This window comes from Falsiphaeobacter marinintestinus (genome assembly GCF_007923355.1).
Classification (GTDB): Bacteria; Pseudomonadota; Alphaproteobacteria; order Rhodobacterales; family Rhodobacteraceae; genus Phaeobacter_A; species Phaeobacter_A marinintestinus.
The window spans coordinates 71,994-91,030 of sequence record NZ_VOGO01000007.1; the positions used below are offsets into that span (position 1 = coordinate 71,994).

Annotated in this window: 16 protein-coding genes; 5 read left to right on the forward strand and 11 right to left on the reverse strand. The window is 59.1% G+C overall.

Features of this window, described 5'->3' with window-relative positions; translation table 11 throughout:
• Position 1 precedes the first annotated feature (1 nt).
• Positions 2 to 1,009 carry an ABC transporter substrate-binding protein gene (locus tag FOY56_RS15545; protein WP_146346789.1) on the reverse strand — a complete coding sequence of 336 codons (1,008 nt, stop codon included), beginning with the start codon at positions 1,007 to 1,009 and terminating at the stop codon, positions 2 to 4.
• Positions 1,010 to 1,036: 27 nt separating this feature from the next.
• Positions 1,037 to 1,804: a FadR/GntR family transcriptional regulator gene (locus FOY56_RS15550; protein WP_186766351.1), complete on the reverse strand. Its 768-nt coding sequence runs from the start codon at positions 1,802 to 1,804 to the stop codon at positions 1,037 to 1,039.
• A 191-nt stretch (positions 1,805 to 1,995) separates the two neighbouring features.
• On the opposite strand from FOY56_RS15550, the gene FOY56_RS15555 reads away from it, so the two are divergent.
• Entirely contained in the window at positions 1,996 to 3,513 is a 1,518-nt protein-coding gene (locus FOY56_RS15555; RefSeq protein WP_146346791.1) for an aldehyde dehydrogenase (NADP(+)), read from the forward strand.
• A gap of 41 nt (positions 3,514 to 3,554) precedes the next feature.
• Here the strand turns inward: FOY56_RS15555 and uxuA are convergent, their stop codons facing one another.
• The 3 genes from uxuA to uxaC are packed head-to-tail and all read right to left on the reverse strand — an operon-like array spanning position 3,555 to position 7,578.
• Positions 3,555 to 4,739, reverse strand: coding sequence for a mannonate dehydratase (gene uxuA, locus FOY56_RS15560; RefSeq protein WP_146346792.1), 1,185 nt, complete (start codon positions 4,737 to 4,739; stop codon positions 3,555 to 3,557).
• Entirely contained in the window at positions 4,736 to 6,175 is a 1,440-nt protein-coding gene (locus tag FOY56_RS15565) for a mannitol dehydrogenase family protein (protein WP_146346793.1), read from the reverse strand. Before FOY56_RS15565 ends, uxuA begins: the two co-directional genes overlap by 4 nt.
• Positions 6,172 to 7,578: a glucuronate isomerase gene (uxaC, locus tag FOY56_RS15570; RefSeq protein WP_146346794.1), complete on the reverse strand. Its 1,407-nt coding sequence runs from the start codon at positions 7,576 to 7,578 to the stop codon at positions 6,172 to 6,174. The genes FOY56_RS15565 and uxaC overlap by 4 nt, the downstream gene beginning before the upstream one ends.
• Before the next feature lie 252 nt (positions 7,579 to 7,830).
• On the opposite strand from uxaC, the gene FOY56_RS15575 reads away from it, so the two are divergent.
• From FOY56_RS15575 to FOY56_RS15590, 4 genes are read left to right on the forward strand one after another with little or no spacing between them, the layout of a single operon-like run.
• Positions 7,831 to 9,081 carry a sarcosine oxidase subunit beta family protein gene (locus FOY56_RS15575; RefSeq protein ID WP_146346795.1) on the forward strand — a complete coding sequence of 417 codons (1,251 nt, stop codon included), beginning with the start codon at positions 7,831 to 7,833 and terminating at the stop codon, positions 9,079 to 9,081.
• A gap of 16 nt (positions 9,082 to 9,097) precedes the next feature.
• Positions 9,098 to 9,385 (forward strand): sarcosine oxidase subunit delta, encoded by a 288-nt coding sequence (locus FOY56_RS15580; RefSeq protein WP_146346796.1) that lies wholly within the window; start codon positions 9,098 to 9,100, stop codon positions 9,383 to 9,385.
• Positions 9,382 to 12,330: a sarcosine oxidase subunit alpha family protein gene (locus tag FOY56_RS15585; protein ID WP_146346797.1), complete on the forward strand. Its 2,949-nt coding sequence runs from the start codon at positions 9,382 to 9,384 to the stop codon at positions 12,328 to 12,330. Before FOY56_RS15580 ends, FOY56_RS15585 begins: the two co-directional genes overlap by 4 nt.
• Positions 12,323 to 12,883 carry a sarcosine oxidase subunit gamma gene (locus FOY56_RS15590; protein WP_146346798.1) on the forward strand — a complete coding sequence of 187 codons (561 nt, stop codon included), beginning with the start codon at positions 12,323 to 12,325 and terminating at the stop codon, positions 12,881 to 12,883. The genes FOY56_RS15585 and FOY56_RS15590 overlap by 8 nt, the downstream gene beginning before the upstream one ends.
• Before the next feature lie 4 nt (positions 12,884 to 12,887).
• Here FOY56_RS15590 and FOY56_RS15595 read toward each other — a convergent pair whose 3' ends face one another.
• The 6 genes from FOY56_RS15595 to FOY56_RS15625 form a co-directional block, all read right to left on the reverse strand.
• Positions 12,888 to 13,892, reverse strand: a complete 1,005-nt coding sequence (locus tag FOY56_RS15595) for a GlxA family transcriptional regulator (RefSeq protein WP_146346799.1) — start codon at positions 13,890 to 13,892, stop codon at positions 12,888 to 12,890.
• A 77-nt stretch (positions 13,893 to 13,969) separates the two neighbouring features.
• Positions 13,970 to 15,202, reverse strand: coding sequence for an AI-2E family transporter (locus tag FOY56_RS15600; protein ID WP_146346800.1), 1,233 nt, complete (start codon positions 15,200 to 15,202; stop codon positions 13,970 to 13,972).
• Positions 15,203 to 15,263: 61 nt separating this feature from the next.
• Positions 15,264 to 16,394, reverse strand: a complete 1,131-nt coding sequence (locus FOY56_RS15605; RefSeq protein ID WP_146346801.1) for a mechanosensitive ion channel family protein — start codon at positions 16,392 to 16,394, stop codon at positions 15,264 to 15,266.
• Between the two features lie 236 nt (positions 16,395 to 16,630).
• Positions 16,631 to 17,431, reverse strand: coding sequence for a hypothetical protein (locus FOY56_RS15610; RefSeq protein ID WP_222434999.1), 801 nt, complete (start codon positions 17,429 to 17,431; stop codon positions 16,631 to 16,633).
• Positions 17,432 to 17,631: 200 nt separating this feature from the next.
• Positions 17,632 to 18,657: a cell envelope integrity protein TolA gene (tolA, locus tag FOY56_RS15615; protein ID WP_246139504.1), complete on the reverse strand. Its 1,026-nt coding sequence runs from the start codon at positions 18,655 to 18,657 to the stop codon at positions 17,632 to 17,634.
• Complete coding sequence (locus FOY56_RS15625) at positions 18,654 to 19,037, reverse strand: ExbD/TolR family protein (RefSeq protein WP_146346804.1); 384 nt, start codon at positions 19,035 to 19,037, stop codon at positions 18,654 to 18,656. The genes tolA and FOY56_RS15625 overlap by 4 nt, the downstream gene beginning before the upstream one ends.

Here is a 19,037-nt window from a genome sequence, read left to right on the forward strand (position 1 = left end):
GTTACTTGCCAGCGATTGCGGCCATGGCGTCCTCAAGCGAGTATTCCACATTGGCCACACCACCCGGCTGCGTGCCGGCAAGGCTGTCTTCCAGCGTGTCTTGCGTCACGGTCAGGAACGGCACGGTCAGATCCTGTGGCACGTCTTTGCCATCAAGGATCATCTGAGCCACCCAAAAGGCCAGCGTGCCGACACCCGGAGCGATGGACACCGACATGGTTTCATAGCCGTTGGCGTCTTTCTGTTCTTTCCACCACAGCATTTCATCATACCGGTTGCCCATCACGATCAATGGGGTCGGGCGACCCGCAGCGGCAAATGCCTGCGCTGCGCCATAGCCATCACCACCTTGCGTTACGACCGCCGCGATGTCCGGCAAGGATGGCAGAATACCGGCAACTGCCTTTTGCGCGACGTCCTGCGCCCAGTCTCCGTGCACCGACCCGACGATTTTAAACTGCGAATGCTCGGCCACACCTTCGTGGATCCCGGCGCTGATCTCGTCATCGACAAAAACACCGGCCAGTCCGCGAATTTCCAGCAGATTGCCGCCATCGATGCGGGTTGCAAGGTAATCGACTTCGACCTTGCCCATCGCCTTGAAGTCAACCGCGATACGGTATGCGCAAGGCTCGGTCACGATGCCGTCGAACGATACCACCACGATACCGGCGTCACAGGCTTGCTTGACCGCACCATTCAGAGCGTCAGGGGATGCGGCGTTGATGACGATGGCGTCATAGCCTTGCAGGATCATGTTCTGGATCTGCGCGGCCTGTTCGGTCACCTGGTTTTCAGCGGTGGTAAAGGCTGGTGCTTCGGCCACGACCCCGTCGGTTACGGCTTGTCCAGCCACTTTTTCCCAACTTCCCAGCATGGCCTGACGCCAGGAATTCCCGGCATAGTTATTCGACAATGCGATGCGTTTGCCTGACGTGTCCGCCATGACGGCCCCGGTTGTCAGGGACGTGGCAAGGATCGTCGCTCCTAAAAGAAATTTGTTCAACATAGTCTCCTCCTCTAGCGTTGAATGCAGTCAATTTGGTGAGCGGTTTCCTCCTGCCCGAGTCGATGTGTCGTCCGGATCCGCTTTCTTCAATATTGTGGTTTCGTGGATGTCGTTTTGTAGAACGTCATCAAGATCGGTTCGGGCGCTTGCCAACAGGGTCGTCATGGCGTCGCGCGCCTTGTCCTGATCGCGGTTCTGGATTTGCGCCAGCACTGCGCCATGCAACGGGACAGATTGTTCCCGCGCGCCCGGGCGCAAGGCAGACAACTCAAAGCTGGTCAGTAAAAGGGTTTCCACGACATGGCCCAATGAACTGAGAAGTTCATTTTCCGAAGCCTCAAGAATACTTTTGTGAAAGTCGAAATCGGCCTCGAAGTTTTCGACGGACGACATCTCTGTGTTTGCCATCGTCTCAAACGCGTGGCGGATCTTGTCGATCTTTTCGGGCGATCCCTTTCTGGCGGCCAGACGGGCTGCAGCGGGCTCAATGATCATGCGAAACTCAAACAGGTCATCGACGAATTTCGACGGGGTTTCGATCTCGGACTTCCAGCCCAGAATTTCGGGGTCCAGCATGTTCCATTCAGATTTCTGGCGCACCCGTGTCCCGACTTTGGCGCGGGATTCCAACAGGCCTTTGGCGGACAAAACCTTGATCGCCTCACGATACGCTGTTCGGCTCACGTCCATTTCAGTACTGGCGTTGTCTTCGGTTGGAAGAATGTCTCCGGGGCGTAGAACGCCGGACAGAATACGCACCGCCAGTTCGCGAACGACCTGCTGGTGAATGTTCATTCGTCCTGTCTGGCGTCTTGGTCGCATGGGGATCCGATCTGGTCGGGCGAGCGTCGACAACGCAAATACTCATACAATATTATTTACGAAAAATGGTATACCAAATTGAGTCGAGTCAAGCTATTTGTGCGTTGATTACTTTTGACACAGCGTCCAGAACGGGTCCGGACGCGATATGGAAAGGCAGAAACATGAGCTTCAAGCCCCACGGGAAGCACCTTGTCGCCGGCGCTTGGGTGTCCGGTGAAACGACGTTTTCATCCGAGCCCGCAGAGGGTCCGTCGCACACGTTTTCGGTCGGCACGCCAGCGCTGGTCGATCAGGCCTGTCAGATGGCTGAGCAGGCATTTTTGTCTTTTGGATACTCAACGCGCGCCGATCGCGCCGCGTTTCTGAATGCCATTGCCGACGAGATTGAAAAGCGCGGGGATGCCATCACCGAGATCGGGTGTCAGGAAACCGGGTTGCCTCAAGCCCGGCTTGAGGGTGAACGCGGGCGCACCACGGGTCAGCTGCGTATGTTTGCGTCGCACATCATGGCGGCCGATTATCTTGATCGCCGGCATGACGCAGCCCTGCCTGATCGTCAGCCCTTGCCACGTCCCGACATCAAGATGGTTCAACGCCCGATCGGGCCTGTAGCCGTTTTCGGAGCCTCGAATTTCCCCTTGGCATTCTCAACGGCCGGCGGCGATACGGCCGCGGCTTTGGCTGCAGGATGCCCGGTGGTTGTCAAAGGCCACAGTGCCCATCCCGGCACCGGCGAAATTGTTGCCGAAGCGATCCATGCTGCCATTGTGAGCTGTGGCGTGCATCCGGGCGTGTTCTCACTGATCCAGGGCGGAAAACGTGATGTCGGCACCGCATTGGTGCAGCATCCGCTGATCAATGCGGTTGGGTTCACCGGATCACTGGCCGGTGGGCGCGCTCTGTTCGATCTCTGCGCGCAACGTGAAAACCCCATTCCATTCTTTGGTGAACTCGGGTCTGTCAATCCGATGTTCCTGCTCCCTGCCGCGCTGCGGGATCGCGGCGGCGAGATGGCGGCAGGCTGGGCCGGGTCGCTGACGATGGGGGCGGGACAATTCTGCACCAATCCCGGAATCGCTGTCGTGATGGATGGTCCGGACGCCGATGCCTTTACCGACGCGGCGTTGAAAGCGTTGGAACCGATGGGCGCGCAAACCATGCTGACCGATGGGATTGCTGCCGCCTATCGGGCCGGGCGAGACCGCGTTGCGGGCAGCGCAGGCGTACAGGAAATCCTGACCTCGGTCTGTGACATGCGTAACGCTACACCGTATCTGTACGCGACCACGGGCAAAGACTGGCTGGCCAATGAAGCGCTGGGTGAAGAGGTGTTTGGCCCCCTTGGCCTTATCGTTCGGGTCAAGGACGCGGACGAAATGCGTCAGGTTGCGGCGAGTTTGCAGGGGCAACTGACCTGCACGCTTCATCTGGATGCGGAGGATTCTGAACTGGGGCAGTCCCTGATGCCGATCCTTGAGCGCAAGGCAGGCCGCATTCTGGCCAACGGTTTCCCGACCGGGGTCGAGGTTTGCGACACGATGGTACATGGTGGGCCCTATCCGGCGTCCACCAACTTTGGCCACACGTCAGTTGGCACTTTGTCGATCCGCCGCTTCCTGCGCCCGGTCAGCTATCAAAACATACCTGACGACCTGCTACCGGGCGATTTGCGGCCCTGATCACGGGTTACAACTTGTGCCGTTTCGCAGGGAGGCTTGCTTCATCCCTGCGAGCGGTATCCAAGCCCCGCGATAACACCACGCAATTCGGCCAGCCCGCGCAGGCGCCCGATCAACGGATACCCCGGATGCGTGCCGCTCCCGATATCTGACAACAATTCGTGGCCATGATCCGGACGGAACGGGATCTCGGCATCGGCGCGACCCGCCTGACGGCGTCGGTCTTCTTCATCCAGCAGGGCAGCGACAAGGGCTGGCATGTCCGTGTCACCCTCCAGATGGGCTGCTTCCTGAAAGGATCCGTCCGGATCTTTCGTCACATTGCGAAGATGGGCAAAATGAATGCGGTCCGCGAACTGATGGGCGATGGCGGGCACATCATTGACAGGGTTCGCGCCAAGCGAGCCTGAGCACAGGGTCAGCCCGTTTTCCAGGGCGTCCTGCTGGCCTAGAATCCATTCGATATCATCTGCGTTTGACACCATACGGGGCAAGCCAAGGATATCGCGTGGCGGATCATCCGGATGGACGCACATGCGAATGCCAAGGTCCTGCGCTGTTGGGATGATTTCGGCCAGAAACCGTGCATAATTGGCCCGCAATGTATCCCGGTCAATGCCACGATACCCGTCCAGCGCTAAGCGTAAACTGTCGATGTCATAGCGATCATAGGCGCCTGGAAGACCGGCCATGATGCTGGTCAACAATGTGTCACGGTCTTGTTGTGTTGCCCTGGCGATCCACGCGGACGCCTGCGCGCGCACCTCATCAGAATAATCGGCCTCGGCCCCCTCGCGCTTTAACATGTGAATTTCAAAGGCCGCCATGCGGGCCTGCGAAAACCTGAGCGCCGTCCCGCCTTTGGCCACCGGCGCGGCAAGGTCGGTGCGCGTCCAATCCAGCAGCGGCATGAAGTTGTAACAGATCACCTGCACACCACAGGCCGCGAGATTGGCCATGGATTGCCGGTAGTTGGCGAAAAGCGGGTCCAGATCGCCGTCGCCTTTCTTGATGGCTTCATGGATCGGCAGGCTTTCAACCACGTTCCAGTGCAGGTCCAGATCCGCGGCAATCGCCGCCTGTCGGGCGCGGATCGCCTCGATTGGCCAAACCTTGCCATAGGGGATGTCATGCAGGGCCGTCACTATGCCTGTGGCCCCTGTCTGGGCAATCTCGGGCAGTGTGATCTTGTCGAGATCTCCGTACCAGCGCCAGCTTTCTATCATGACGTAATCCTTTCCACCGCGCCCCTTGCGCCGTGCGTTTCAAGAAGATCGCAGGCGGTGATCAAAGCCTGGCGAAACTCGGCCCGGTTCGCCAGTTCACCAAACACATCGCCTAGGTCCAGATACGCATCGACGCGGGCTTCGGCAGAGGCGTTGCCATCCCACAATCCACGCGTTCGATCGGCCAGCGGATCGCGGACATCAATTGGGTGACCTGTTTCGTCCTGCCCCGAGGCGTATTTCATCCATGCGGCAACGGCCAGCATCAGACCTGCGCAGGGCCGGTTCTGGTCCAGATTGTCAGATATTGTTCCCAACAGGCGTTGCGGCAGTTTTTGCGACCCGTCCATTGCGATCTGCCATGTGGCGTGACGGATGGAAGGGTTGCGATACCGATCAAGCAGCGTCGCAGCATAGGCCGTAAGATCAGTGTCCTGAGGTGGCGTCAAAGTCGGAATGATCTCTGCCTGCCACACCTTGGCGCACAGGGCCGCAAAAACCGGATCGCTGACGGCATCATGGATGGTGGCGTGCCCGGCAAGATAACCCAGATAAGCCAGCGATGAATGCGTGCCGTTCAGGCAGCGCAGCTTCATCTTTTCAAAGGGCGTGACATCATTGACCATCTGCACACCGACAGTTTCCAATGGCGGGCGATCCCCATCGACAAAGTCATCTTCGACGACCCATTGGCAGAACGGTTCATGCATGACTGGGGCCAGATCCAGCCGCCCTGTATCGGCCTCAACCGAGTCAATATCGGCTTGTGTGGTGGCCGGAACGATGCGGTCGACCATGCAGGAGGGAAATCGGACCTCACTGGCGATCCAGTCTGCTAACGCGGGGTCGATGAGCTGCGCGAATTCCTGCACCAAAGCCCGGACCATGTGCCCATTCTCGGGCAGGTTATCGCAACTTAACACGGTAAACGGGCGATGCCCGGCTTTGCGGCGCAGGTCCAGCGCACGAACAAGGAACCCAAGCGCTGTTCGGGGGGCGTTCGGGTTGGTCAGATCGTGGAGTATATCCGGATCATCGGTCCTAAGCAGCCCTGACGCGGGTTCGTGGTGATAGCCTTTTTCCGTCACCGTCAAAGTCACGATCCGGATCGCAGGAACGGCCATTGCTGCCAGCACGTCGGCTGGACTTTCGGGCGCGACCAGCACCTTTGTGACGTCGCCCATCACACGATACTGAGCGCCCTCGGGGCCCAGTTCGGCGGCAGTGTACACATTATCCTGAGCGGCCAGTTTATCTCGGGTCGACGGGCTGCGCAGGCTGACGCCGACCACGCCCCAATTCCCGCCTGACGCATCCATGACATCGGCCAGATACATCGCGACATGCGCCCGAAAGAACGCACCAAGGCCAAGGTGAACCACGCCGTTTTCTGGGCGGGTCTTTCCGGGCAGATCCGCTTGAGACAGCCGCGTCATAAGTTGTATGCCTTGCGAGCCAGACCGCAGGCAAGATCGGCAGCAACCTCATGCGCCTCATCCAGGTCCAGACGCCCGGTCGCCACCAGTTCGGCCAGGTAACTGCTGTCGACCCGCCGCGCCACATCGTGTCGCGCAGGGATCGAACAGAAGGCGCGGGTGTCGTCGTTGAAACCGACCGTGTTATAAAAGCCTGCGGTTTCCGTGACGTGGCGGCGATAGCGCAGCATCCCTTCGACGCTGTCAAAGAACCACCAGGCTGGACCCAGCTTCAACGCAGGGTAAGCTCCGGCCAGTGGAGCCAGTTCGCGGCTATAACTGGTTTCGTCCAGCGTAAACAGGATCAGTGTCAGCTTCGGGTTCATCCCGACCGCTTCCAGCAAAGGTTTCAGATCATGCACGTAATCAGTACGCGACGGGATATCGAACCCCTTGTCGCGCCCATGACGCGCCATAACGATGGGCGAATGATTGCGGAACGATCCGGGGTGCAGCTGCATGACCAGCCCGTCTTCGACACTCATCCGGGCCATTTCGGTCAGCATCTGGGCGCGGAACAGTTCAGCCTCATCTGATGTCGCCTTGCCCGAGATCACTGTTTGAAACAACCTGACCACGTCTTGCGTTGGCAGATCAGCCGTGCGGGCTGTCGGGTGGCCGTGATCGGTGGCAGTCGCGCCCATGGTCTTGAAAAACGCGCGCCGGATCTGGTGCGCTTCCAGATAACCGTGCCAGGTCGTCGCATCGGCGCCGGTCAGCTCACCCAAACGGGCAATGTTGCCAACAAAGCCTTCGTAATCCGGATCGACCACGGCGTCGGGGCGATAGGTTGGAATGACCCTTCCGTGCCATCCATCCTGTTTGATCTGCCGATGCCAGCGAAGATCATCAAGCGCGCTGTCCGTGGTTGACAGAACCTCGATCCCAAACCGTTCAAACAAGGCCCGTGGCCGAAATTCGGGGGACGACAAACTCGCGCTGATCCGGTCAAAAAACGCGTCGGCATTCGAGGCATTCAAGCGCGTCTCAAGGCCAAAGACATCCTGAAATGCATGGTCCAGCCAAAGCCGGCTGGGGGTGCCGCGAAACAGATGGTAGTTTTCGGCGAACAGCCGCCAGATCTTGCGCGGGTCGGTTTCGACCTCTCCGCCGTCGACCCGTGGAACGCCAAGGGCCGTCAGATCGAGGCCAGCTGAACACAACATACGGAATACATAATGATCCGGCGTGACGAATAGCTGTGCGGGATCGGGAAAGGCGGTGTTTTCAGCGAACCATTGCGGATCCGTGTGGCCATGCGGGCAAATCAAAGGCAGGTCGCGAATACCGTCATACAGGTCGGACGCAATCGCCCGCGATTTGGCGTCTGTCGGAAACAGCCGGTGGTCATCCAGAAATGGCATGTTGTTGTCTTTCCTGCCGGGCGCCTGACCCGGATCTGATTAAATGGTATACCAAAGATACGTGAATGCGAGAGACGTACAAGCCCGAACACCGTCTGGCGTGCGGGTTGTTTAAACCTGCTGGGGCTTGCCGTTTGCCCCAGATGCAGACTTTGCGCTTCAATGTCGGAAATGGAGCAGTCTCTGTCCGAACTGAGCCTATGAAAAACTACCAAATCCGGCAGGCTTCTGTCTGAAACGGATGAGGGTGCCATGCGCTATAGTGGATTTCGCGTTATCAAAGAGGCGTTGACCGGGCACAAGGGGTGGACCCCGGCCTGGCGCGACGCATCTCCGCAGGCCGACTATGATTATGTCATAATCGGCGGTGGCGGGCACGGGCTGGCGGCGGCCTATTATCTGGCGGCCCAGTTCGGCGGCAAGCGGATCGCCGTGCTTGAAAAAGGCTGGATCGGCGGTGGCAACGTCGGGCGGAATACGACGATCATCCGATCAAACTATATGCTGGACGGCAACGAGCCGTTTTATGAGTTTTCCCTGAAGCTGTGGGAAGGGCTGGAACAGGAACTGAACTATAACGCGATGGTCAGCCAGCGCGGTATCCTGAACCTTGTTCACTCGGATGCGCAGCGTGATGGGGCCAGGCGGCGCGGCAATGCAATGATCCTGAACGGGTCGGATGCTGAGCTTTTGGACACCGAGGGTGTGCGCAAGCTGTATCCCTTCCTGAACTTTGACAACGCCCGCTTCCCGATCAAGGGCGGCCTGTTGCATCGGCGCGGCGGCACCGTGCGCCATGACGCCGTGGCCTGGGGATATGCGCGCGGGGCGGATCAGCTTGGCGTCGATATCATCCAGAACTGTGAAGTCACCGGGTTTCGGATCGAGAATGGCAAGGTCAAGGGCGTCGAAACCTCGCGTGGGTATATCGGCGCAAAAAAGGTGGCCTCATCCGTGGCCGGGTCATCCAGTCGCGTGATGTCGCTTGCGGGGCTGCGCCTGCCGATTGAAAGCCACGTCTTGCAGGCCTTTGTCTCCGAAGGGCTGAAGCCGACCATCCCCGGCGTCATCACATTCGGGGCCGGGCATTTTTATTGTAGCCAATCTGACAAGGGCGGGCTGGTGTTTGGCGGCGATATCGACGGCTATAACTCCTACGCGCAACGCGGCAACCTGCCCGTGGTCGAAGATGTCGTTGAAAGCGGTGTTGCACTGATCCCGGCCTTGGGGCGCGTCCGGCTACTGCGCGGTTGGGGTGGGATCATGGACATGTCGATGGACGGCACGCCCTTCATCGACCGAACCCCCATTGACGGGCTCTATTTCAACGGGGGCTGGTGTTACGGCGGGTTCAAGGCCACGCCCGCTGCCGGGTGGTGCCTTGCGCATCTTTTGGCGACTGACACCCCGCACGAAACTGCCACGGCCTATCGACTGGACCGGTTCCGCACCGGGCATATCGTCGATGAAAAAGGCCAGGGCGCTCAGCCCAACCTGCATTGAAAAGGGGGACAGGCACATGATTATCAACCATCCATTGCTGGGCCCGCGCGACGCCGCCGAATTCGTGTATCTGGGTGATGCCGGGCTGATCGATCGGCCTGACTGGCAGGCAGATGACGCTGCGCAGGCGTTTCACGACTATATGTATCTGCGAGATAATCCAGCCGGTCTGCATCGCGAGCTGTGGTTCCACGAACAGGGCGACCGGTCCTGGCTGGTGGTGACGCGCAATACGGTGACGCATGAAATCACCAATGTTGAACTGGCCCGCGACGTGGCCATTGCACAGGGGCGCGGGCAATGAGCATCAACCGATTGACCGGCGGCCTGATCGACCACGCCAGCCCACTGCAATTCACCTTTGATGGCAAAACTTTTGAGGGGCGCAAGGGCGACACGCTGGCCTCGGCGCTGCTGGCAAATGATGTGCGCCTGATGGGCCGATCATTCAAATATCATCGCCCGCGGGGCGTGCTGAGTGCGGGATCAGAAGAGCCCAATGCGCTGGTCGAACTGCGCAGCGGGGCACGGCGCGAACCCAACACCCGCGCCACCACGGTTGAGCTGTTTGACGGGCTGACGGCAGACAGCCAGAACCGCCTGGGATCGCTGAAATTCGATGCGCTGGGCGTGAACGACGTGTTCCACCGCTTCTTCGCCGCAGGGTTTTATTACAAGACCTTCATGTGGCCGAAGGCGTTTTGGGAAAAGCTGTACGAACCGATGATCCGCCATGCCGCAGGTCTTGGCAGCATTTCTCTTCAGGACGACCCGGATGTCTATGACAAGGGGTTTCTGCATTGCGATTTGCTGGTGGTCGGGGCTGGTCCTGCCGGACTGGCTGCGGCCCTGACGGCAGGCCGGGCAGGGGCGCGCGTGATCCTGGCGGAAGAGGACTTTCTGCTGGGGGGACGCCTGATCGCAGACACTGGCACACTTACAGATATGTCCGGCGCTGATTGGGTCGGAACGGCGCAAGCTGAACTCGCGACAATGGACAACGTCCGCATCATGCCACGTACAACCGTGGTCGGGGCTTATGACCATGGTGTCTATGGCGCGGTCGAACGGATATCAGATCATCTGGCGGTGCCGGAAGACGGCAAACCGCGTCAGGTTTTCTGGCGGATCTATTCCAAACGCGCGCTGGTCTGTGCCGGAGCAATTGAACGCCCCATCGCGTTTGAAAACAACGACCGCCCTGGTGTCATGCTGGCCGGGGCCGTGCGCGCTTATGCCAACCGCTGGGCGGCCACGCCTGCGCCAAGCGTTGTTGTATTTACCAATAATGACGACGGTCACCGAACGGCAGCCGATCTGGTGGCCAAAGGGGTGTCAGTTCCGACCATCGTGGACACTCGCGATACCGCGCCAGACATGCAAGGCACCGAGGTTCTCGCAGGTGCACAGATCGCCGATACCAAGGGGCGGCTGGGCGTCAAATCCGTGACCGTGAAACTTATCAACGGCCAGACTCGCGTGATCCCATGTGGCGCCGTCGCCGTGTCTGGCGGGTGGAACCCGAACCTGGGCCTGACCTGCCACCAGCGCGGGCGACCGGTCTGGAGCGAAAAGATCCTGAGCTTCGTTCCCGGCGGCGATCTTCCCCAGGGACAGTCCGTCGCAGGCGCCGCAAATGGCGAAACGTCGACCCACAGCGCTTTGGCGTCAGGGGCGCAAGGCGCAGTGGACGCTTTGGAAAGCATCGGTCTCACCGCGCAGGCTGGTGATTTGCCAGCCGCCGAGGATCGGCCAGTTTCAGTGTCGCCATTCTGGTACGTTCAGGGTGCAAAGCGCGCCTGGGTCGATTTCCAGAACGATGTCACCGTCAAGGATATCAAGCTGTCCCATCAGGAGGGCTTTCGCTCGGTCGAGCACCTCAAGCGATACACGACCTTGGGCATGGCCACTGATCAGGGCAAGACGGCCAATCTGACGGGGCTGGCAGTGATGGCCGAACTGACCGGCAAAACCATTCCTGAAACCGGCACCACGATCTTCCGCCCGCCCTATACGCCCGTTGCGATGGGCGCCTTGGCAGGCCGGTCTGTGGGCAAAGCGTTCCACCCGACCCGCCTGACGCCCAGCCATCATTGGGCGGCTGAGCAGGGGGCTGAATTTGTCGAAGTCGGCAACTGGCTGCGCGCGCAGTATTTCCCTCGCCCCGGCGAAACTCACTGGCGGCAGGCGGTTGACCGCGAGGTGCTGGCCACCCGCAGCTCGGTCGGGGTCTGTGATGTGACCACGCTGGGCAAGATCGACGTGCAGGGCGCAGATGCGGCCGCGTTCCTGAACAAGATCTATGCCAACGGGTTTGCCAAACTGGCGGTCGGCAAGGTGCGCTATGGTCTGATGCTGCGCGAAGACGGGATTGCCTATGACGATGGCACCGCGGCGCGTCTGGCCGAAGATCATTTCGTGGTCACCACAACCACTGCCAACGCGGTGCCGGTCTATCGCAACATGGAATTTGCCCGGCAATGCCTGTGGCCGGATCTGGACGTTCAGCTGATTTCAACCACCGAAGCCTGGGCACAATATGCCGTGGCCGGGCCGAACGCCCGCAAGCTGTTGCAAAAGATCGTCGACCCCGAATTTGACATAACCAATGACGCGTTTCCCTTTATGGCCTGTGGCGAGATCACCGTCGGTGGCGGGTTGCGGGCGCGGTTGTTTCGGATCTCGTTCTCAGGTGAACTGGCGTTCGAGATTGCCGTGCCGACCCGCTATGGCGATGCCTTGATCCGCCGTCTGATGGACGAAGGACAGGAATTCGATCTCACGCCTTATGGCACCGAAGCGCTGGGCGTGATGCGCATTGAAAAAGGCCATGCCACCGGAGCCGAACTGAACGGCACCACCACGGCTTTGAACCTTGGTATGGGCCGGATGGTGTCGAAAAAGAAAGACTGTATCGGCAACACCCTGTCGGAACGCGATGGGTTGAACACTGCCGATGCGCTGGCTCTGGTTGGGTTGAAACCGAAAGGCGATGGTCAGATCATGACCGGATCGCATCTTATGGCGGCGTCTGGCCCTGTCGATGCTGCGCATGATCAGGGGTACGTGACCTCGGCGGCGTATTCTCCGATTTTGGAAAGTTCGATCGGGCTGGCGTTTGTGAAAAACGGATCGAACCGATTGGGTGAAACCATGCGGGCCGTGAACCCGCTGGAAGGTGGCGAACTGCTGGTCGAACTGGTGTCCGCCCATTTCGTGGACCCCGAAGGAGGGCGCTTGCGTGACTGATTTGAAACCCATCACCCCGCTGGGCGCTGGCGCCGCGCGCATTCACACAATCGGACAGGTGACGATTTCAGAAAATCCCGACCGTTCCATGGCCTCTCTGACGACCCGCAAAGGCAAGGCCGACGCCGTCCGCCTGGTTGCGAAGACTGCCTTGGGTCTTGACCTGCCGGGCCCCGGGCAAAGCACGATTAGTGGCGATTTCACCGCTTGGTGGACCGGCCCGGATCAGTGGATGATCGACGCAGATCATGCGCAATACGAACTGCTGGCAGCCCACATCGCTCAGGCCATTGGCCCAGTCGCCAGTGTGACGGAACAGACCGATGGCTGGTGCCGTTTTGACCTCACCGGGTCGGGTAGCGTGGCGTTGCTCGAACGTCTGTGTCCGGCTGATGTTCCGACCATGCAGCCGGGGCAGGCGACACGCACGTTGCTGCATCATCTTGGCTGTTTCGTGATCTGTTCAACGGCAGGGTTCAGCGTGCTGGGGCCGCGCTCGTCCGCCGGGTCGTTACATCATGCCTTGATCGAAGCGGCGCATTCAGTCGCCTGAGCAATCAGACCGAAGGCACTGGCCGGTTCTCTTCCACCCGGAACCGGTTGGCCCGGCGGCGTTCGTCCTGAGGTGTCATGCCAAAGGCGCTGCGGTAATGTTTCGACAGCGTCGATGAACTGACATAGCCCACGGCCTGCGCAATTTCGGTCAGGCTTTCGCGCGAATATAGCACCATCTGACGCGCCGCATTCATTCGCAACGTGCGGTAATACTGAAGCGGGCTTTGATCCAACGCCTGGCGAAAACTCCGCTCCATCTGGCGCGGAGAAACGCCGATCTGATCTGCGACATCTCCAATCCCCAGCGGGTCCTCAAGGTTCTTGGAAAACACGTCGATTGCGCGGGCAACCGTGTCGGGCAGATCGCAGGCCAGACCATCGGTTTTAAAGGCCGGGACGCTTTGACTGACACCTTCGGTTCGCACCAGCGGGTGCTGGAACCAGCAGGCGACTTCTGTCATGACAGCACCATCAAGCCGTTGTTCGATCAGGCGCAGCATCAGGTCAAACACAGCCGCAGCGCCAGATGCGGTGAAACAGCCACGATCCACGACGATCACATCGTCGCTGGTATGCAGATCCGGATACTCGGACTGAAAGGCAGACTTGTAACACCAGTGCACAGATCCGATGCGGTCCTGCAGCAGACCCGAAGCTGCCAGCGGAAAGACCCCACCGCTGACAGCGCCGATATCGGTGCCGTGCCGGACCAGATGACGCAGTCGGCCATTGCCGGTCCGCGGGTTGGCAAAGGTGCCTTGCGGACTTGAGAGCAGAAACAGCAGATCCAGGCCTTCGGCGTCCTGCAAGGCCTGATCCGGCTGAAACACAACATCAGCGCTGGCTGTTACAGCGTCACCGGTTTCGGACAGAACACGCCATTCAAACGCATTGGTTTCGGCAATTTCGTTCGCGGCGCGCAAGGGTTCGATTGCCGACGTCAGGCAGGCCATGGGGAAGCCGGGGAAAACCAGAAAACCGACGCGAAAGATGGCGCTCTCAGTCATGAACCCTCCGAAAATCCGGGCTGCCCGACAAGTTTGGACTGATCAGGGTCGTGTCCATTCTCTGCATCATTTGGACCTCAGGTATCAGGCTTGTTCCCTCTGGCGCGCCGGTCTTGTTCGCGTTTCAGTTTGGAGGCGCGCAATTCTTCCAGCTCCCGGGTCATTTCTTCGTCCAGAATCGGAATCGCAGCTTTGTCCGGCACAGGCGGCGTTGGCGCTTCTTCGGTGGTTTCCTCTGGCAGGGCGTCGGTATTTCCGGTCGCAGCCGCGATTTCCGTCCAGATACACACGAACAATCCGGCCAGCACCGGTCCAAAAACCAGACCGACAGCGCCAAATGCCGCGAGGCCGCCCAAGGTGCTGATCAGGATCAGCAAGTCGTGCAACCCAACGTCGCGGCCCACCAGGATCGGTCTGAGAACGTTATCAATCGTCCCGACAACGGCACCGGCCCAGACCGCCAGCCCGATTGCATAAGTCGTTTCGCCCTGAAAGGCCAGATATGCCGCTCCGCAGAACAAAACGACCGGCGCGCCGAGACCGGGAATGACCGCAAGAATCGCCATCACGACGGACCAGAACGCGGCCCCCTCAAGCCCGGTGGCCCAGAACCCAAGCCCACCAAGGCCGCCCTGAACCAGTCCGATGATCAAGGTGCCTTTCAGTGTCGCCCGCGAGATCGAAACCATGCGTTCAAACAACCGGTCCTGCACGGACACCGGCAGGCCGGAAAACCGCAATATGCTGATCAGAATGGATGGGGTCATCTGCAGAAAGAAAAACAGGGCATAGAAAAAGATAAAGAGGTCGAGAAAGAACTTGGCCGCCCCGACAGCCATGGACGAAATTGTGTTCACGAAAAACCCGGCCGCAGTCTGCGCCATTTCTCCGACTTTGGCTGCGACGTTTGTCAGAGCGCTTGTCACTCCGTCGCGAAACGGGACCCAGTCTGGCAGTTCGATATTGGCCGGATCAAAGACCGCGATCTGTTCAGGCAAATCCCCAAGGCCGCCTGCAAGAGCGGCGGCTTGCGTTCCGGCAAGATACATAAGACCGACCAGGGGCCAGATAACGGCACCGGCTAGCAGTATCAGCGTCACGACGGTTCCTGCCCCGGCACGCCCGCCCAAAGCCGCGATGATGCGATTGTTGGTGGTGCGCAAAAGTTCGGCGCAGATTGCCGCCAGCAGCAAGGCAATCAGAAATCCGGAAATCACATCGATGAACAGCGCCGAAATGCCAATTGTGGTCGCCACAAGAGCAAACCAGCGCAGGTTGCCAACTTTGGGAAAGGACGGGTCGGTCATCATGTTGGCTTGCCTTCCTGCAAGAACGAAAGGCAGTGGGCCCGCTGGGCGTCAATCGTAAACGTCATTCTCCGTCCCCTTTGCCGAAAACTTCCGGTGTGCCGTTTTCCACGATGACCGTTTGGGTGTGATAGGCGATATGGGCGTCGTTCTGTGTAACCGCGGCCCGCACGGCTTGGGTCAGACGGCTGCGCACGTCCATGAACTCGCGATACACTTTGGTGTTAGAAAAGCCGTAGATCAAAATTTCAACGGCATTTTCGGACAAGCCTGACACGCAGGCCATCAGCGGAGTCCCGTCTTCGTTAACGAAATCGCCCGACGTGCGCATATAGTCGATGATGTGCTGACAGATCCCCTCAAGCTGTTGCTCGCTGGCGTCCAGCCTAATGGGGAGCATCCAGTAAACCCGCCGATGATCCATACGCGATTTATTCAAGACGATGGCATTGGACAGGTCGCTGTTGGGCACATATCGGGGCACCCGGTCGAACCCCATAACAACGGTAGACCGGACATCGACGTTGATGACGGTGCCTTCGACGATGCCTTCGACACAGATCCAGTCACCGGTCGCGAACCGTTTTTCGCTCATGTTGCTCATGCCGGCGAATAGGTTTCGGATGAAATCCTGCGCGGCAATTGCCAACCCGGCCCCCAGGACGCCGACGCCTGTGAGGGCGCTGGAAATGTCGATGTTCCACACTTTCAAAAGGGCCGTTATGCCGAACAGGATTACCGTGAACTGGCCGATGCGTTCCATCCATGATGTATCAACGCGGACAGCCAGGAACTTTTCCGGGTCTATGATCGCCGTCAATGGCCCGATCACCTGATACCAGCCGGAAAACACCGCAAGGACGAAGACAGACAGAAACATTCGTTCAATAAGTCCGTGTGTTGCGTCTGGCAGCGACAGTGTTTTGGAAAACACATAGACCGACAGAGCGATAACCAGCACCCTCAGGGTACGGTCAATTTCGGACAGGACATCCTGTGTGGGCGTAATGGACAACGCCCGTAACAGGCGTTCCAAAAGATTGGTCAGTCCGGCCGATATCGGTTTGCGAAAGACGATGACCAGCACAACAAGTATCAGCGCGAGACCAAACTGTTCGACGCTGACGGTACCGACCCAGGCCTTGAACGGGGCAACGAGGTTCACAAGGGCGTCGTAAATTTTGGATGTCTCCATTGGTCGTCGTCCGATACGCAGGTCGGTACTCTGAAACGCATCAGCACACCGTATTGTTTTTACAGGTCAACACGTCGTCAAAAAGCTGCCCGGTTTCCTTGGGCTGCACTTTGCGCTCGGCCCGACCTGCTTGCAACTCTTCCTTTTGCCTATGACCCTTGGCGCCTGTTTCGCAAGCGGACACACCAATGGATCAGGTGCAAAGGGTGGGACGACACACCCCCGGTATCGATGGCTCACAGAAACTGCATGTTCACGGCAAAATAGACCTGACGTTTCGGCAGGCCCGATCCGCTGTCGTGCACGGACCACTGCGGCTCAACGAAGATGTTAAAGACCGTGTCGCCGCTTTTGATGACTTTCCCAAGCCGGATGCCTAACGGGACCGAATAGTTGTTGTTGCGGAAGTTGTAGCTCCAGATAGGCGCGCCGCCCGTGTACCAGCCATTTCCCAGCTGGTAGAATGCAAAGGGCTGAAAGGCGCCAAGGCTGGCACGAGGATTGCCATTTGTGTCTCCGATGCCGCCGCGCCACGTCAGCAGATATCCGAACTGGAATTTCGGCGATGTCGCGTTGAAATACACATTTGCCAGTCCCAATTGCCACTGATCCGCCCCTAATCGGTTGTCCGTCGCGGTCGGGGCAACAACCTGCGGGCCAACGGCAAAGCTAATCCCTGGGTTGCCGGTGTTGAACTGATAGGCCGCAAACAGATCCAGATCACCGATGCCGTTGACCTTTGCGCCGCCCGTACCAACCGGAAAGCTGCTATAAGGCAGCGAGGCGCGGATCAGCCAGCTTGAGTTGCCGATGCTGACAGGTTTGGCATAGCGCAGCACGAACTGATTGCCGGTCAGGTTGCCGGGGCCAGTGAATGCGTCGATGTAATAGTTCTGGATGTTAAAGGCGGTGATATCCGCAAGCGGGTTGTTGGCCTGTGCCGCCGCTTCCGCTTCGCTTTCGGCAATGGCCGAATTGGCAAGCCCCAAACCGAGCACCAGCCCAAATAGAGCCTTTTTCAAGTAGTTTCGCGGCATTCGGTTTGCTCCTCGCAGTTGAATCCAACCTATTGAAAGAAATGAAGCAACACAAAGAGGAATCCAGTCCATCTCACCGCAAAGCAGACAAAGACAGCTGCTCACGGCGATCATTCGTTCCGGGGCTTGCCCGTTGAAATTTCAGATGAGTCTGGGGAAGCAGGATCAACTCGGAAAACCGCTCAGGGACTTCAGATGGATCATTTTGTGAACTTCAGCGGCAAATCCAAAGTAAAGCGGTCTCCGGGCAGCTTTTTTGGAGCTTTGGGGAACTTTCCCGCGCTTTTTACGGCCTTCAGCGCCGCCTGATCAAAGGCCGCCACACCGGATGATTTGCTGACACGTACGTCCAGCAAGCGGCCGTCTCGCGAAACGGTCAGTCGGACGGCAACCTGACCCGAACCATTGACCCCCGGCGGAAATCTTTTGCGGCGTTCGATCCGCGAGCGGATTTTGGACCCCCAGATCGCCTTGAGCTTTGCTTGTTGTCCCTTGGACAAGGTCGAGGTTGTCGCAGAGTTGGTCGTCCCGGCCTGCGTGCCGCCCTCGCTGCCCGCTGCTTTTTGCGCCGTACTTTGAGAGCTGTTTTGCTCGGCCTTGGTCGCTGATGTCGGGTTTTTTTGCGTGGGCTTCGCCTTCGCCACCGGCTTGGCTTTCGGCTTGGGTTTTGGTGTCGGCACAGGCGCCGCCGGTGTTGTTTCAATCTCGGGAATCTGGGTTTGAACCGGGCGCATCACGGCCATTTGCGTCGGCTTTTGCGGTGCCTTGGGGCGTTCGACCTGGTTCAGTTCTGGCGCGTTTGGCCGCTTGGGTTGGGACAGTTGCTGGCTGTCCAAAGGATCGACGGTGGTCTTCGGTGTCTGAACCGGGGATGAGGTCGGCTGCGTTTCGACGTCTTCTAGCTGGTCGTCCTCGGGCCGGGTCAGGGCCAGTTGAACTTCGGCACGCGGGGCACGCGCCAAATCCATTGCCGGTGACGTGGGAACGGCGCTTGTCGAGTTATCTGATTGGCTAAGGTCAGCATCTAGAACAGGGTGTGTCTGAACAGGCTGGTCCCAGCGCTTGACCATTTCAAGCACGGTCGGTGGGGCGGCGGCAATCGTGACGATCGTGTCACCGCCCGTGCCACCTGCGTCACTGCCTGACTCTGTGGCCGTCGCGAAGATCGCGATATGTATCGCAACCGCAACGGATGCGAACACCAGCAATTCGGCCCAGTGTTTCATTTCGGGGACACAACCAGTTCAACCCGGCTAAGACCGGCCTCTGCCAGATCGCTCAACAGGCGCGCTGCCACGCCGGAGTCCAGCGCCCCGTCAGCCCGCATTTGGATGATCGAATGGGCGTCGCTTCGTGCAGTCAGCGCCGCCACGGCAGCCTGCCCTTCGTGGTCGTCGAACGACAGCAGGCCGGTCTTGTCCACGTATAAGATCAGTTCTGATTCTGGCTGTTTTTCAGAAACAGCGTCAGGCAGGGTCACGTCAAAGGGGTCGGGTGTGGCCAAATGCGATGTCATCAGAAAGAAGATAAGCAACAGGAAAACCACGTTGATCATCGGGACGATCGATTCCTGGCGGCGGCGGCGAGGGGGCTCTGAAAAATCCAC

Excerpts from the sequence above, each read along its gene's own strand:
- FOY56_RS15545 (WP_146346789.1), bottom strand. The coding sequence starts at position 1,009 with ATGTTGAACAAATTTCTTTTAGGAGCGACGATCCTTGCCACGTCCCTG.
- FOY56_RS15550 (WP_186766351.1), bottom strand. The coding sequence starts at position 1,804 with ATGAACATTCACCAGCAGGTCGTTCGCGAACTGGCGGTGCGTATTCTG.
- FOY56_RS15555 (WP_146346791.1), top strand. The coding sequence starts at position 1,996 with ATGAGCTTCAAGCCCCACGGGAAGCACCTTGTCGCCGGCGCTTGGGTG.
- uxuA (WP_146346792.1), bottom strand. The coding sequence starts at position 4,739 with ATGATAGAAAGCTGGCGCTGGTACGGAGATCTCGACAAGATCACACTG.
- FOY56_RS15565 (WP_146346793.1), bottom strand. The coding sequence starts at position 6,175 with ATGACGCGGCTGTCTCAAGCGGATCTGCCCGGAAAGACCCGCCCAGAA.
- uxaC (WP_146346794.1), bottom strand. The coding sequence starts at position 7,578 with ATGCCATTTCTGGATGACCACCGGCTGTTTCCGACAGACGCCAAATCG.
- FOY56_RS15575 (WP_146346795.1), top strand. The coding sequence starts at position 7,831 with ATGCGCTATAGTGGATTTCGCGTTATCAAAGAGGCGTTGACCGGGCAC.
- FOY56_RS15580 (WP_146346796.1), top strand. The coding sequence starts at position 9,098 with ATGATTATCAACCATCCATTGCTGGGCCCGCGCGACGCCGCCGAATTC.
- FOY56_RS15585 (WP_146346797.1), top strand. The coding sequence starts at position 9,382 with ATGAGCATCAACCGATTGACCGGCGGCCTGATCGACCACGCCAGCCCA.
- FOY56_RS15595 (WP_146346799.1), bottom strand. The coding sequence starts at position 13,892 with ATGACTGAGAGCGCCATCTTTCGCGTCGGTTTTCTGGTTTTCCCCGGC.
- FOY56_RS15600 (WP_146346800.1), bottom strand. The coding sequence starts at position 15,202 with ATGATGACCGACCCGTCCTTTCCCAAAGTTGGCAACCTGCGCTGGTTT.
- FOY56_RS15605 (WP_146346801.1), bottom strand. The coding sequence starts at position 16,394 with ATGGAGACATCCAAAATTTACGACGCCCTTGTGAACCTCGTTGCCCCG.
- FOY56_RS15610 (WP_222434999.1), bottom strand. The coding sequence starts at position 17,431 with ATGCCGCGAAACTACTTGAAAAAGGCTCTATTTGGGCTGGTGCTCGGT.
- tolA (WP_246139504.1), bottom strand. The coding sequence starts at position 18,657 with ATGAAACACTGGGCCGAATTGCTGGTGTTCGCATCCGTTGCGGTTGCG.